General features: G+C 45.0%; 12 protein-coding genes and 2 riboswitches. Of the genes, 11 read left to right on the plus strand and 1 reads right to left on the minus strand.

The genetic code is table 11. The features are described from left to right. Positions 1 to 44 precede the first annotated feature (44 nt). Both purU and ON01_RS14910 read left to right on the plus strand, forming a co-directional pair. Positions 45 to 917: a formyltetrahydrofolate deformylase gene (purU, locus tag ON01_RS14905; RefSeq protein ID WP_010531874.1), complete on the plus strand. Its 873-nt coding sequence runs from the start codon at positions 45 to 47 to the stop codon at positions 915 to 917. A 64-nt stretch (positions 918 to 981) separates the two neighbouring features. Further along, on the plus strand, positions 982 to 2,472 hold the full coding sequence (locus tag ON01_RS14910) for a xylulokinase (RefSeq protein ID WP_010531875.1): 1,491 nt from the start codon (positions 982 to 984) through the stop codon (positions 2,470 to 2,472). Between the two features lie 65 nt (positions 2,473 to 2,537). On the opposite strand, the gene ON01_RS14915 is transcribed toward ON01_RS14910, so the two are convergent. Beyond that, positions 2,538 to 3,587: a homocysteine S-methyltransferase family protein gene (locus ON01_RS14915; protein WP_010531876.1), complete on the minus strand. Its 1,050-nt coding sequence runs from the start codon at positions 3,585 to 3,587 to the stop codon at positions 2,538 to 2,540. A 126-nt stretch (positions 3,588 to 3,713) separates the two neighbouring features. Next, positions 3,714 to 3,811: riboswitch (SAM riboswitch) on the minus strand. A gap of 226 nt (positions 3,812 to 4,037) precedes the next feature. On the opposite strand from ON01_RS14915, the gene ON01_RS14920 reads away from it, so the two are divergent. The 9 genes from ON01_RS14920 to cobA all read left to right on the plus strand — a co-directional run bounded on the left by ON01_RS14920 (position 4,038) and on the right by cobA (position 14,099). Further along, positions 4,038 to 4,490, plus strand: coding sequence for a hypothetical protein (locus ON01_RS14920; protein WP_010531877.1), 453 nt, complete (start codon positions 4,038 to 4,040; stop codon positions 4,488 to 4,490). Between the two features lie 108 nt (positions 4,491 to 4,598). Further along, positions 4,599 to 5,645: an aromatic acid exporter family protein gene (locus tag ON01_RS19275; protein WP_050901130.1), complete on the plus strand. Its 1,047-nt coding sequence runs from the start codon at positions 4,599 to 4,601 to the stop codon at positions 5,643 to 5,645. After that, the gene (locus ON01_RS19280) at positions 5,633 to 6,523 is read left to right on the plus strand and encodes an FUSC family protein (protein ID WP_138919807.1); all 891 of its coding nucleotides are present in this window, start codon (positions 5,633 to 5,635) and stop codon (positions 6,521 to 6,523) included. The genes ON01_RS19275 and ON01_RS19280 overlap by 13 nt, the downstream gene beginning before the upstream one ends. Positions 6,524 to 6,860: 337 nt before the next feature. Then, complete coding sequence (locus ON01_RS14930; protein ID WP_010531878.1) at positions 6,861 to 7,061, plus strand: hypothetical protein; 201 nt, start codon at positions 6,861 to 6,863, stop codon at positions 7,059 to 7,061. 454 nt (positions 7,062 to 7,515) lie between these two features. Beyond that, positions 7,516 to 8,058: a sigma-70 family RNA polymerase sigma factor gene (locus ON01_RS14935; protein WP_010531879.1), complete on the plus strand. Its 543-nt coding sequence runs from the start codon at positions 7,516 to 7,518 to the stop codon at positions 8,056 to 8,058. A gap of 373 nt (positions 8,059 to 8,431) precedes the next feature. Further along, positions 8,432 to 8,533, plus strand: a riboswitch (SAM riboswitch). 210 nt (positions 8,534 to 8,743) lie between these two features. After that, positions 8,744 to 9,463, plus strand: a complete 720-nt coding sequence (locus ON01_RS14940) for a phosphoadenylyl-sulfate reductase (RefSeq protein ID WP_010531880.1) — start codon at positions 8,744 to 8,746, stop codon at positions 9,461 to 9,463. A 164-nt stretch (positions 9,464 to 9,627) separates the two neighbouring features. Beyond that, on the plus strand, positions 9,628 to 11,469 hold the full coding sequence (locus ON01_RS14945) for an assimilatory sulfite reductase (NADPH) flavoprotein subunit (protein ID WP_010531881.1): 1,842 nt from the start codon (positions 9,628 to 9,630) through the stop codon (positions 11,467 to 11,469). Between the two features lie 63 nt (positions 11,470 to 11,532). Next, positions 11,533 to 13,260 carry an assimilatory sulfite reductase (NADPH) hemoprotein subunit gene (gene cysI, locus ON01_RS14950; protein WP_010531882.1) on the plus strand — a complete coding sequence of 576 codons (1,728 nt, stop codon included), beginning with the start codon at positions 11,533 to 11,535 and terminating at the stop codon, positions 13,258 to 13,260. A 68-nt stretch (positions 13,261 to 13,328) separates the two neighbouring features. Then, positions 13,329 to 14,099, plus strand: a complete 771-nt coding sequence (gene cobA / locus ON01_RS14955; protein WP_010531883.1) for a uroporphyrinogen-III C-methyltransferase — start codon at positions 13,329 to 13,331, stop codon at positions 14,097 to 14,099. Positions 14,100 to 14,339: the final 240 nt, after the last annotated feature.

Below are 14,339 nucleotides of genomic sequence, written 5' to 3' on the forward strand. Positions count from 1 at the left end.
TATCAAAAAATCAGACCATACGAACAAAGCGAGGAGACATAATAATGACAGCAACTGAAAAAGACGACCACTGCAGACTGCTCGTCCAATGCCCTGATGGTCCTGGGATCGTATCGGCAATTTCAACCTTTTTGCTGGAGCATGGTGCGAATATCATCGAGTCGAGTCAATACACAAGCGACCCTGACCATGGGACATTTTTTATGCGGATTGAGTTCCATTGCAAAAATCTTATGGAAGAACGTACAAAGCTGGAGGCTGACTTTGCTGCATTAGCTGATAAATTTTCCATGGATTATCGTTTTTCCTGTCATAGTGATACCAAACGAACAGCGATTTTCGTTTCAAAAGATCCGCATTGTCTGATGGAGTTGCTCTGGGAATGGCAGAGCGGTGATTTGGAAACTGATATCGCCTGTGTGATCAGCAACCATGATGATGTGCGCGGAATCGTTGAGTCCCAGGGGATTCCATTTCATTACATCCCGGCGAACAAGGATATAAGGGAGCAGGCAGAAGCTGAGCAAATCCGGCTGATGGAAGAATATGATGTTGATCTGCTTATTCTTGCACGCTACATGCAAATTTTGACACCGTCGTTTGTTGAGCGTTTTCAGGACCAGATTATTAATATTCATCATTCGTTCCTGCCGGCATTTGTCGGGGCAAAGCCGTATGAGCGGGCATACGACCGCGGTGTTAAACTGATCGGTGCGACTTCCCATTACGTCACAAATGAACTGGATGAAGGCCCGATTATCGAACAGGATATCGAAAGGGTCGATCACAGAGATCATGTTGAAGATTTGAAGAAAATCGGCCGTAAAGTGGAAAGGCGCGTACTTGCCCGTGCGGTGAAATGGCATCTGGAGGACAGGGTTATTGTAGAGGATAATAAGACGATTGTTTTTCGGTAAAATGTGAAATAATGCCAAAGCAAGGGGATGGTTCTCTTGCTTCCTTAAGAAAGAAGGGACAGGTATGTCAACATATGCTGCTGTTTTCGATATTGGAACGACTGCTGTCAAAGGAGCTTTGGTCAGGAACGATGCATCGTTTTACAGCGAACGCACTGTAGAGCTGGAAACACATTATGCCCCTGACGGAATAGTGGAACAGAATCCAAATGACTGGTGGGATGGTGTGAAATTCATTGCACATCAGTGGTGGAAGGAAGCAGGAGTAGATCCTGGCCAAGTCGCAATCATCTCCTTCACAGGACAAATGGAAGATGTCATTCCCATAACACAGCATCAAACAGTCAATCGCGCGATACTCTATTCCGATACGAGAGCAGTTTCGGAAGCGGAATGGCTGCACCAGCAATTTCCAGAAATGGTTCAGATGACAGGAAATCCAATCAGTGCGACTACTCCATTGGCAAAACTGTTACAAATGAAGAACCGCAATCAGAAGATATATGATGATACAAGATGTTTTCTTTTTGGCTCAAAGGATTTTATGATTTACAGGCTGACAGGAGCTATAGCAACGGACCCGACGACCGCAGCGACGACAGGCATGATGGATGTCAGGACAAGACGATGGGAGACGGATATATTTTCATTAACGGGTATAGATACTGAAAAATTGCCGAGGATTCTCGACGCCGCAGACCCTGTCGGATATGTCCATAAAGAAGCAGCCCTGGAAACTGGCTTTCGTCCTGAGACACCTGTTTTATGCGGATGCGGTGATGCGGCCGCTTCCGCTATTGGGGCTGGTGCAGTAAAATCTGGCGACAGCTATTGCTATATCGGAACCACGGGATGGATTGCCGGGATACAAGAAGATGTAAATCCGGAAGCTGCATCCCATGGACTCTTTCATTTAGCGCATTTACCAGAGAAATCTATCATTTCTGTTGCCCCGCTGCTGAATGCGGGTAATGTCTATCAATGGGGTGCCGATACGTTTGCGGAAGGACAGGTAAATGACAGGTTCCATGCATTTGAGGCACTGATCAGGCAATCCGCGCCGGGCAGCAATGGCGTCTTATTTTTGCCATATCTACAAGGAGAACGAAATCCTGTGAACGACCAACAGGCGAAGGGAGCTTTTTGGGGAATCGGCCCGCAGACGAAAAAATGTGATTTGGCCAGAGCCATAATTGAAGGAATCTGTTTTTCGTTAAAGCAGGTGATGGAAGTATTAAACTTGGAATCAAATGACGTATTAACGACTGTCGGCGGGGGAACGAAAAGTTCAACCTGGTGTCAGACATTAGCTGATATTCTGGAAAGGCCGGTCCGGATAGCTCCCGAAAATTCGTATATGTCAGCACTGGGTGCAGTCTCACCTGCATTTCTTCAGCTTGGCTGGACAAACGATTACGAGGATTTTACGGATCGATTTATAAATATGCCTGTATCAGAAATCTTTGAGCCAAGTCAAAACACTTTCGCTGTATATAGAGATCAGTATAAACAGTTTCTGAAAATGTATCCCGGCTTGAAGGGAATATACGATTAAGTTGTAAAGAAATCCCCATAAACGTAAAAAGGCCCCTGTATCCAAGGAGCCTTTTAGGGCTTCTATCATGCCTTCGTCCGGTAACCCAAATTATGCGCTTTAAGTGTTTCATCTTTGCCAAACAAAAAATGTTTCTCCATATCGGGGGAGTACTTCGAGTTAATCGTTTCCACACCTGCTGCTTCAGCAACGGCGCGTAGCATGGCTGGTGAGGCTCCGCAGCATAACCCAATATAATTAATACCAATATCTTTTGCTTCTCTTGCCCATTCAGCCAACTCATAGCGGTTATGATACAATGGATCGAGCGCAGTCGGAAAGGTTGTTTCTAACGGCAAATGGCAGCTGCATCCACCATCAGGCAGATTAAAAAATGTCGGGTTCTCGTTTGTTGTGCGATAAGGAATTGGCAAACCACCTACGTACCCATCCATATTTTTTCGTATTTCGGCAAGATATGGCTGCATTGTATCGGGACCGCGGAAACAGTTCATACCTACCACCAATGCGCCTTTTTCAGAGAGTATTTCACATGACGCTTCAACTGTATAGCCATCCCGCAAAATGTTTTCTCCCATCAATCCCAGCGTAATGACCGCCGGCAGCCCTTGTTTACGGATTTCTTCCAAGGCAATCTGTGCTTCTTCATGGTAATAGAATGTCTCCCCATTTATGAAGTCAACGCCTTCTTCCTTGCACCATTTCACCATTTCGGCAAAGATATTTCTCACTTGTTCTTTTGATTCGGCATCTTCCGGGTCAAAAAGATTTGTATTGGAAATATTTCCTGCTACTAATGCTTCTTCTGCTGGATGCTCCTGTGCAACTTCCTTTGCCAGGCGAATCGCATTTCGGTTCAAAGGTTCCAGCAATTCTTCTTTACCGATTATGCGCATTTTTTCCCGATGTGCGTTATAAGTAAAAGCTAATACGACATCTGATCCTGCATTCATGTAATCCCTGTATGCCTGTTTGAGTGCCTCCGGGTTCTCCAGTGCCACTTCCGGAACAAATGACCCGGCCTGCAAATAGCCTCGGCGTTCCAGCTCAAATAAATAACCTTCTCCTGCAATAACAGTCCCTTCCTGCAACCGTTGTTCCAAACTCCGCTTCATTATGTTTTCCTCCTTCTATTTATAAATGCTTGCTTCTAAATGTCTCCTGAATGACCTGTGTTATTTGGACATGAAAAACCCCCTTCTTAAAATAAGAAGAGGGTTCGCTGCCGATACTGTTCACTCTTCTTATCTTCAAGCATGACGCTACTGGAATTAGCACAGTACAAATGTCTGTTGCTGAGGTATCAGCGGGCCAGTCCCTCCACCTCTCTGGATAAGAAAATTAATATCTATTATTTTATTGCTATTTACAATACAGCTATTTTAGCGGCGTGTCAAGATGATCATCCAAAAAATTTTGGGGTACGAGCCCCTGATTCCATCGTGTAAACGTGATGTTAAAATTTCAGCTACAATAGGACCATTTTTCCAAAAGCTAATTAAATTCATAACGGCAATATGCTATTGTGATACCAACAAACCATATTTCCGGGAGGGTTGGTTAACATGACACAGGAGAATTTTGGTAAATCGACGGGAGCCAGTGGCAACGGGGAGCGTGATGATATCCAAGGCAATGAATTAATGGATGCGATGATGGCGTCGGTTGAACTAAGACAGAAATATGAACAGATAAGTCCATACATGATTCCTGAAGATGGCTGGTTTGTAATTGATGAAAAAGGTGCGGCGAATGAATTAACAGATGGTGAGATTGACGTGATTAATCAGGCATTTCATCATTATAAAACAAATAGTTTGAACCATGATGGCATGTCGATCCAGTCCATTCCGAAAGCGATTGCTGCCTTTTTAGGGACGTTGGCGGTTTATGTTGGCTGGGAACTGGCAACGGAAGTCACCAAAAGTTTTTATCACTGGGGGATGTCAGAAGCCTGCCAGGCATGGGGTCATATCGGAATCATCGGCCGTTTTTGCCGCTCGAATGAGTACATTTGAAAAGACAGGTTTCTCATTCATTTATGTTAAAATAAACCGATATATCAATTATTTTGGTAAAATGTACGTAACCAATCACACAAAGCAACATAGAAAGAAGCATTAATCATGAAAAAGAACACACACAAATCAAACAAATCGCCTTCGCTTATCAGACAAGCGTTAAAAGTGAACCGAAATCCATTCCCATGGTTTAAGGCTTTCCGGGCAGGACTTGCAGCTGGCTTGCCGGTCCTGATCGGCTTATTGCTTGGAAATCTGCAGTATGGATTAACAGCTGCATTGGGGGGATTTACATATCTCTATGTTTTTAATGTCCCATATGCGCAGCGGGCTAAGAAAATATTTTTTGTTGTAGTTGCTATGACACTGATTGCTGCATTAGGTACCCTTGCTGCCCCTTATCCGCTGATGGTCGCCATATTGATGGGAATTATTGGGGCCACTGCTGTATTTATTTTTGGGGCATTAAAGATATCCGGGCCATCTGCTATTTTCTTCGTTCTAGTTTTTGCCATGATAACAGGGATGCTGGTCGATCAGGATGCGTTTCTTATTAGGGCAGGTCTTGTCTTCTCAGGCGGGGCCCTTTCCTGGGTGATTGCCATGATCGACTGGTTCTTTAATCCTCATGGCCCCGAGACAGGGGTTGTCAAAAGGGCATATCTGGGACTGGCATCACTGCTGGATGCAGTCGGAACAGAGGATTTCAATGAAGAAAAACATCGCGTCATGTCTGTCCTGAAGGAAGCGGAAGAAACACTTGCTGCTGGATATATCCCGTGGCGGACAACAGACTTATTTAACCGATTATACATCCTGAATGATCATGCGAGCGTGATTTTCACGTATATCATTGAAAATTTTGCGGATAGGGAAACGCCATTGCCAAAGGAATTAGCGGAATCTTTCCGGGTGCTGGCCAATTCAATAGATATGAAAAACAAGAATGAGCGTATCTCCCGGATAATTAGCCATCAAGCTGTGGACGATGAAGCTGTTGCCAAGCTTTATACTAAAATTTACGATCAGATGCCATCTTTAATGAGCCGGCTGCCAAAATCAATCAGGTCATCCGCATTTCCAAACCGTCAATCAGGACGATTTTTGTTGGCGCTTTGGACAAGAATTCAATCGTCTTTTTGTCATCCTTAAGATTTGGCGCCCTTACCATCTTTGCTGCGATGATAGCATTTGAGTTTGATTTGGCGCGGTCTTATTGGGTACCGCTCTCCTGTGTGGCAGTTATGTCAGGATCCACCATTGTCGCGACGTATCATCGTGCCATTCAGCGCTCGATTGGCACCATTGTGGGCATCCTGATTGCGGGTGTCATACTTGCCATGCAGCCGTCCGGATTCATGATTGCATTATTTATCATGCTTTTGACATCCATAACCGAACTGTTTATCGTGAAAAATTATGGGCTGGCCGCACTGTTCTTTACGCCGAATGCTCTTCTGATGGCCGAGAGCACAACTCAGCAGGCATTCAGTTTTTCATATTTTGCATCAGCCAGATTAATCGACATTCTGATTGGCAGTGCCATTGGTCTGATTGGCGTATGGATGGTAGGAAGGAAGTCTGCCTCAACCCGTCTTCCACATTTAATAGCTAAAACTATCAGGAGTCAGGCACAATTTTTAATCGTTCTTTTTTCTGATCAGGGTGAAGGTTTCGATGCCAGCAGAAGCAGAGAAAAGCTGAAGATGCGAACAAATATGGTCAATTTAAAAACCGTATATAATACAGCGTCAGGCGAGATACCGGTTGACCAGAAAGCACTGGATTATTACTGGCCGGTTGTCTTTACGGTTGAACAATTAGGGTATTTGCTTGAGAGCTGTTCAAAGGAGCATGAACGGACTGCTCTTTCAGATGAAAAACTGTCCCAGCTGCTCTTTGCTTTCGAAAAAATGGCAAATGCCATCAATCGAAAGCGGTCAGCAGAACCCAGAAGAATCCCTGAAATAGAAGGGTATCCAGGTATACAGAATGAAATCAAATTTTTGCAGAAACAGCTTGACCGCTAGGGTAGTGCCTTTCCACTTGATAGAGTTCCTCCTTATTGAGTTACTGCTACAAATCGTTAAAACATTTGAATGTTAATCTAAATATGACTGAGAAGACGAAAAGTAACTTCTATCTACTAATATGGTGGAGTGGTTACTTTTTGACAAAATGGTCGAAAAATAAAATTATTTGGAAAAATATTCTATGGAAAGCCTTTACAATTCGGGACTTTAGTTCTAATATAAGGTTAACTATTAGTGTTTCATGGCTTCCCAGAAGGTGGTTTGTGCCGCTAAATCAGATTCCGGCACGATAGTTGCATAAAGACGGCCTGTACGGTCGAGAGGAGATACGAGAATGAAAGAAAATCGAATATCGTTTGACGAGCTTTTCAGACAGAATGAGCGCAGGTTTCAATACTATCAGCGTAATCTGAGTATTGACCCGCTTCCTAGTGAAGGGCTCGTGGTCATTTGGTGGCCATACCGGCAATACCATCCGGATCTGGGATTGCTGGCTACATACTTTATCTATTTTATCCGTAAACGTCTGATTTGAAATGACAGGTTGTAATGGTGCGGTGGTGTATGTGCGGATTGCTCATGGTGCTGTGCGAGCCGTTTGGTGCTGCATCGCGCGATTTTGAGCACATGTCGCGCGAACAAGGGCCAGTCTCGCGCGAAAATGAGGTTTGCCGCGCGAATGATGGTCGGAGTCGCGCGATTTTTTACTCGTGTCGCGCGAAATCCATTGTTTGCCGCACGGTCGCTCAGGTTGAAAAGTATTTCCGGCGAACTATTGCTGTGACTGCTCGGCTTAACTTATTGGGAAGGTCTTTATTTAAAATCTTCCCTCTCCCCCTATAATCGAAATGAATTCGGGAAAAGTGGCATCCCCTGCAGGAAAAATTTAAAAAATATTCTTCGCTTCCATGCCCCCAAACTCGGATTTATTTCGATTATAGTTATGAATAGGCAGTCTCATATGATAAATCAGGGGGGAGAGATGATAAATGGATAAAGGTACAGCTGCATTCGATGAGATCTTTAGGCAGAACGAGCGACGGATTCATTACCACATTCATCGGCTGAACATTCAGGATCCACATCAGGAGTATTTTCAGGAAGGGCTGGTGGCGATGTGGAATGCCTATGAAAAATATGAGCCGGACAAAGGCCCGATGGCAACGTATTTTAATTTTATTATACAGAAACGCATGATGGATCTGAGGCGAATACAATATAGAGAAGCGAAAAGGGAAGAAACACCGTTTAATGAAGAACATGATTATCAATCTGAGGAGAACGCTTATAGCAGATTACCGCAAGATGCTTCCGAGAGCAGTTTTCGGGAGGCATTTTGGGAGGAAGTGCGTGAAATGCTCACAGAAAATCAGTGGAAATGGGTGCGGTTTTCCGTTATTGCTAACATGCCGGTAAAAGAGATTGCCGAGCAGGAAGGTGTAACCGCTGAGGCAGTGAAGAGCTGGGGGAAGGCTGCCAGGAGAAAGTTGCGGAAGGTGATGAGTAAGGGCGGATCGGCGGTAGACTTGTGAATGTGTTTCGGCTGAGATGCAGATTGGGGCTGAAATCGATTGCGAGGGATCCTCGCGCGATCTCATGCCACCCTCGCGCGAAATTCAGGGAGTGTCGCGCGAATTCATCCCACTCTCGCGCGAAATTCAGAGTGTCTGGCGCGATTGAACGATACAAAACTTCATCGGGAGAGAAGCAAATCACCAAAAAATGTGATACGGTGCTGTAGCACTCATGATGGACAAAAAACCGGGCTAAACTTGTCCGGTTTTTGTATTGGATAATTCCTCCACCCATGTTATTTCATATTTAAAAACATATTGACATTTCGAACATCACAAGATAGGATATAAATTAATAAACTAATCCTATGAGTTTACTCATGATTAAAATTCCTTATCGCGAGAGGTGGAGGGAAGTGCCCTATGAAGCCTCGGCAACAGGCTGAAAGAAGTACTGTGCCAATTCCTGCAGGTGATAACCGAGAGATAAGAAGAGCAAGGTGCCGTTTGAAATCAGTATCCCCTCTTCTTATATGACAGGAAGAGGGCTTTTTAGCAGTTGTTTAAAGAGATTGTTCAAAAAGTCCAGTAACAATGACCATCGAATTTAGTCGTTGGCTTGTTTCTTCGATGCTCATGTGTATTTTTGGACATACGTTTCGTTTTGGATATAAAAAATGACTTTTCCGTGGAGGGATAAAGTATGACGGATTATACAGTCAGTTACAGTAATTTCCCCGGTGACCCATTCATAGATCTAGATCCTGCAGATGATACCAGGGGAGCTTTAGAAGTTCTGGAATGGGCTTATAAATCGTACGGAGATTCTGTTGTGTATGCTTGCAGTTTTGGGGCGGAAGGGATTGTATTAATTGATTTAATTTCCAGGGTGAAAAAAGATGCAAAAATCGTGTTTTTGGATACAGAGATTCATTTTCAGGAAACGTATGATCTGATTGATGACATTAAGGAAAAATATCCGGATCTTCAGATTGAGATGAAAAAACCCGATTTAACACTGGATGAGCAAGCGGATGAATATGGCTCTGCTCTTTGGAAACGACAGCCTAACCAATGCTGCTTTATTCGCAAAGTAAAGCCGCTTGAAGAAGCATTGAGTGGTGCCCCTGCCTGGATATCCGGGCTTAGGCGGGACCAGTCGCCGTTAAGGAGCAATACGGATTTTGTTAATAAGGATGAGCGTTTTAAATCGATTAAAGTTTGCCCATTGATTCACTGGACGTGGGATGATGTATGGGATCATATTAAAGGAAATAATTTACCGTATCATGAATTACATGACCAGGGGTATCCAAGTATCGGCTGTATACCATGCACTTCCCCGGCATCTGGTGATTCCCGTTCCGGCAGATGGGAAGGTATGAATAAAACGGAATGCGGGATTCATACTGCCAGCCAGTAGCAGCGTACGTATTTATTAGGATAATTTTGGTTCAATCCTGACTAATCAACTGGTAATACTAGTATTTGAAACGGGTAATGCGAACGGCTCCGGTGTGGTTCACTTCATACCGGAAGGGCTTCTGAATAAGATTAAAAAAATTATATGGTTATGAGGTGGAATCGTTGCAGTTACAAGTAGAGAACAGTCCTTTTAATCAGGAACAGACGGATCATTTAAATCATTTGCTGCCTACACTGACAGAAGCGCAGAGGATTTGGCTGAGCGGGTTTCTCGCAGTACCGGCCACCATGGAAGCGCTGGGAGCGGCAAGTTCTGCTGATGCACCGGATATATCAGCGGCTGTTCAAAGCACCCAGCAGCCGGCAGCCCGTGAAGTGACCATCCTTTTTGGGTCCGAGACTGGTAATGGTCAACAAATAGCAGAAGATATGCTTCAGAAATTGGAAGCGCAGGATATGAGCGCCACAATCTCGGCATTAGATGATTTCAAACCCAAAAATCTGAAAAAGGTTGAGGATTTGCTGATTATAACGGCGACCCATGGGGAAGGTGACCCGCCGGATAATGCGATATCTTTCTATGAAACCCTTTTTAGCAGGAAGGCGCCGAAACTGGAGGATGTGCGATTTTCTGTGCTTTCTTTAGGGGATGAATCCTATGAATTTTTCTGTCAGACCGGTAAGGACTTTGATAAGCGTCTGGAAGAACTTGGAGGCGAGCGTCTATATCCAAGGGTGGATTGCGATGTTGACTTTGACGAGGATGCCTCGGAATGGATTGAGGGTGTATTTGGTGTACTGCGTGAATCCCAGGAGGCACAGCCTGTCATGCCAGAAGGCCAGCTTGAGACAAATTCTTTAACGGCCGATCAGCCTGTCTTTTCACGATCAAATCCATTCAGGGCTGAAGTGTTGGAAAATCTGAACTTGAATGATCAAGGTTCGAATAAGGAAACAAGGCACCTTGAGTTATCGCTTGAAGGTTCCAACTTTGACTTTGAGCCTGGAGATAGCCTGGGTATTTTTCCTGAAAACGATCCAAATTTAGTGGATCAGCTCATCGTCCAGATGGATTGGGATCCGAATGAGACTGTTCCGATAAATAAACAGGGAGAAGTGCGTTCACTAAGGAATGCGCTGCTTACCAATTTTGAGGTTACCAAACTGACAAAACCGTTGTTGGAAAAGGCGGCACAGCTGTTTGAGAGTGAACGTTTAAGCAAGCTTTTGCAGCCGGAACAGGAAGAAGAACGAAAAGCTTATCTCGAAGGACGGGATTTGCTTGATCTGGTAAACGATTTTGAACTGGGAGGGGTAAGTCCAGTCGAATTTGTCCAAATACTCCGTAAGATGCCAGCGCGTCTGTACTCAATAGCAAACAGTTATCAAGCTAATCCGGATGAAGTGCATCTTACCATTGGAACAGTCGCTTACCATGCACATGGAAGGGACAGAACGGGTGTCTGCTCCGGTCAGTGTGCATTGCGTGTGGAACCTGGCGAGCAATTACCTGTCTATATTCATCGGAATCCTAATTTTAAATTTCCTTCCGATGCGGAGACACCGGTTATCATGGTTGGACCGGGAACGGGTGTTGCACCTTTTAGATCGTTTTTGGAAGAACGGGAGGAAACGGAGATTAACGGCAAGACCTGGCTGTTCTATGGGGATCAGCACTTCTCCTCAGACTTTCTTTATCAGGTGGATTGGCAGCAATGGCTCAAGGAAGGTGTTCTGAGCAAGATGGATGTTGCATTTTCCCGTGATACAGCTGAAAAGGTGTATGTACAGCACCGGATGCATGAGAACAGCAAGGAGCTCTATCAATGGATAACTGAGGGGGCCAACATCTATGTGTGCGGGGATGAAAAGCGTATGGCCAAAGATGTAGAAGACATATTGCTGAAAATCCTTGAACAAGAAGGACGTATGAGCGCTGAGGAAGCAGGAGAATACCTGAAGGATTTGCGGCAGCAGAAACGTTATCAGCGTGATGTCTATTAATGGATTGATGGGTAGGGCAGTATTTTCAAAGGATTTCAGAAGAATGTTGAAAGGAGCTTAACCATGGCAGACAATAATTTCCCCTATGATAATGGACCGCTGGACGTGATGGAACAGATCAAAACTGACAGCAATTATCTGCGAGGGACGATTAAGGAAGGGCTTGAAGACCGGATTACCGCAGCCATTTCTGAGGAAGATACCAAACTATTAAAATTTCACGGCAGCTATCAGCAGGACGATAGGGATGTTCGGAATGACCGGCGGCGCAAGAAATTGGAACCGGCTTACCAATTCATGATTCGTGTGCGCGCGCCCGGTGGTGTGGCAACACCTGAGCAATGGCTTACCTTGGATGATCTTGCCGGGAAGTATGCGAATGGGACGTTGAAATTGACCACCAGGCAGTCGTTTCAATTTCATGGGGTTTTAAAATGGAATCTGAAACAGACGATGCAGGAAATTAATGGCTCGTTAATGGATACGCTGGCTGCGTGCGGGGATGTGAACCGGAATGTCATGTGTAATCCAAATCCTTACCAATCCGAGGTGCATTCGGAGGTGTATGAATGGTCGAAGAAACTCAGTGAGCATCTTTCGCCAAAGACTAATGCCTACCATGAAATCTGGCTGCATGATGAAAAGGTTCTGGATAGCAAGGAGGAGACAGAGCCAATATATGGATCCGCCTATCTGCCGCGGAAGTTCAAAATAGGTATCGCTGTTCCGCCATCAAATGATGTGGATATTTATTCGCATGATCTAGGGTTTATTGCGATTATGGAGGAGGGTGAGTTAAAAGGGTTCAATGTTGCGGTTGGCGGCGGTATGGGCATGACACATGGTGATACAAACACATACCCGCAGGTTGCCCGGGTGATCGGCTTCACGCCGGCCGACAGAATCATCGAAGTAGCGGAAAAGGTGGTAACGATTCAGCGGGATTTCGGAAATCGTTCCAATCGGAAGAACGCCCGGTTTAAGTACACGATCGATGCCGGCGGAATTGACTGGTTTAAAGATGAACTCAATGAACGATTAGGATGGGATCTGGAGGAAGCGCGTACCTTTAACTTTGAACATAACGGTGACCGGTATGGTTGGGTGAAAGGCAATGGCAGATATCATTATACCATGTTCATTCAAAACGGCCGCATCAGTGATACCGAGGATTATCCACTGATGACTGGGCTTCGGGAAATTGCGAAAATCCACACAGGCGATTTTCGTCTGACGCCGAACCAGAACCTGATAATTGCCAATGTAACCGGTCAAAAGAAGAAAAAGATTGATGCACTAATCGACGAATACGGTATTACAGAAGGAAAAGAGTATTCCGCACTCAAGCGTAATTCCATGGCCTGTGTGGCTTTTCCAACATGTGGGCTGGCAATGGCTGAATCGGAACGCTATCTCCCTTCATTGCTTGAAAAAATTGAGAATATTCTCGATGAGGCTGGCCTTAATGAAGAGGAAATTACCATTCGTATGACAGGATGCCCGAATGGGTGTGCACGTCCAGGCCTTGCGGAGATTGCTTTTATCGGCAAAGCTCCTGGAAAGTATAACATGTATCTTGGTGGCGGCTTTGCTGGTCAGCGCCTGAACAAATTATACCGGGAGAATATCGGAGAAGAAGAAATCCTGAGTAACCTTCGTCCGATTTTGATTCAATATGCAAAAGAACGGCAGGAAGGTGAGCATTTTGGTGATTATGTCATACGTGCCGGTTACGTTGACGAGGTTCACTCGGGGCTTGATTTTCACACGACAAATTTAGTTGAAAAATGATATGGAGTTTTAGACCTGTTGGTGCCATGGCACAAGCAGTCAGGCTATACAAAAGAGGTGTAACAACAATGGGAAAGGTTTATTTGACAGGTGCTGGCCCCGGCGACCCGGACCTAATCACGGTGAAAGCATTAAAAGCTATTCAGCAGGCGGATGTGATTTTATTTGACCGTTTAATTAATGAGGGATTGCTGGAACATGCTAAGGCAGGCGCGGAATTGATCTATTGTGGGAAACTTCCCGACCGCCACTCACTGACACAAGATGAAATAAATGAACTGCTCTGTCAATTTGCCAACGAAGGAAAAACAGTAACACGGCTGAAAGGCGGGGATCCGTTTATATTCGGAAGAGGCGGCGAGGAAGCGGACGTGTTAAGGCAGCAGGGCATCTGTTTTGAGATTATTCCGGGAATCACTGCTGGCTCTGCTGCGCCCGCTTATGCAGGCATCCCGTTAACACACCGCGATTACAGCTCATCGGTTGCCTTTGTCTCAGGTGTCAGCAAAACAGATTCCGAACAATACTGGAAGCATCTCGCACAGGGAGTCGATACACTTTGTATTTACATGGGTGTGAAAAATCTTCCTGATATTTGCAGCCGTCTCATCCGCTATGGACGGGGGGAAGAAACGCCAATTGCGCTTGTGCATTGGGGCACAACCGACAACCAGCAAACCGTGACCGGCACACTGGGCAATATTGTTGAACGGTCATCAGCGGTAAAAAACCCATCTATGATTATTGTCGGAGAAGTCGTGCGGCTAAGAGAGAAGCTTCAGTGGTTTGAAAAAAATACAATTGATGAGCGAACGCTGGTTAAGGCAATTACAGGTTAAAGTGCCACTTAATTCGAACTAACCAAAATTAAGGTTTAAGCATATAACTCGCTTCGGAAATATACTCCGCGCACCTTAGGGCGGCTGGTGAGCCTCCTCGTGCTTCGCTCTGGGGGGTCTCACCTATGCCTTTCCTCCCGCAGGAGTCTGCGTATATTTCCTCCGCTAAGACGTGTACTGTTCGTCTTAGTTATATCCCAGCTTCATTTGTTGAACATAAGCGAACGTTACATAATGATA

The sequence above is a fragment of the Lentibacillus jeotgali genome, from assembly GCF_000224785.1.
Taxonomy (GTDB): Bacteria; Bacillota; Bacilli; order Bacillales; family Amphibacillaceae; genus Lentibacillus; species Lentibacillus jeotgali.